At 61.5% G+C, this 937-nt stretch carries 1 pseudogene; it reads right to left on the bottom strand.

What is annotated here, in order from left to right:
- Positions 1-937, bottom strand: a pseudogene (locus L8U58_RS10140) (RHS repeat-associated core domain-containing protein); the annotation flags it as partial.

The following is a 937-nucleotide window of genomic DNA, read 5'->3' as shown; positions in this document are numbered from 1 at the left end:
AGAACGTCGCATCAACCCGGGCCTGGGACCACGTGGCGGCAGGGGTAGCCGGAGTCTGGGTGGCGCCATTGGTGCTACTGGTGGTTAGTGCGATCTGGCCGTGTGTCTCACCAGTGGCAGGGTCAGTAGTCCACACGTATCCTTCACCCACACGTGTCGGATCGGTGGTGTCGATGGTGGTGGTGACGGCTGCTAGTTGGTTACCGGTGTGGGTGAACATGTCACGGTGGGTAACTTCTCCGGTGGTGGTGTTGATGGTGTCTTTGGCTACGCGTCGGCCGAGACCATCGTAGGTGTAGCGGTAGCCGGTGTTTGGTTCATCGGAGGAGGTAAAGCCGATGGGTTGTTCACCGGTGGCGTAGTAAAAGTGATGCACCAACGGTTTCTTACCCAGGCGTTTGGTCACGGTGCGGGTGATACGCCCTGCAGCGTCGTAGGTGTAGGTAGTCCGGCCGACTTTGACCGGCAGGGTGTTGTGGTAGTCGATGACCCTGTCAGTGGTAGAGGCCAGCACACCTGCCGGGGTGAAGGAATAGTTCTCCTGGGCGGACACCCCACCGGTGGCATTGCCTGATTGTGCTGGAGTGCCTGCTCGTGCAGGAGTGCGTGGTGTGGTGGTGTCGCGGTTGGTGTGGTTGCTGGGGTTGGTGTTGGGGGTGCGGGTCGCACTGGTAGCACGGCCGATAGCGTCGACGGTGAAACGGGTGGTGCCGCGGAGTTGGTCGGTGATGGCGGTGAGGGTGGAGTCTGCTCGCCAGGTGAAGACACGACCAGCAACAGGGGCTAGCCCGCCAGGTGTTGCCGAATCCAACAGGTTGGTGTGATCACCGGTGATGCGTCCACGCGTGTCGATGTCAATGGTGCGTACCAGGTTGTCGATGGCGGTGGTGGCGCGGTGGCCGCGGGTGTTGGTGGTGTAGGTCAGCTCGGCAAGCAA

This window comes from Corynebacterium macclintockiae (genome assembly GCF_027570165.1).
GTDB classification, from domain to species: domain Bacteria; phylum Actinomycetota; class Actinomycetes; order Mycobacteriales; family Mycobacteriaceae; genus Corynebacterium; species Corynebacterium macclintockiae.
Note: the sequence above shows the minus strand (reverse complement) of the source record. Positions and strands in the feature narration are given on the sequence as shown.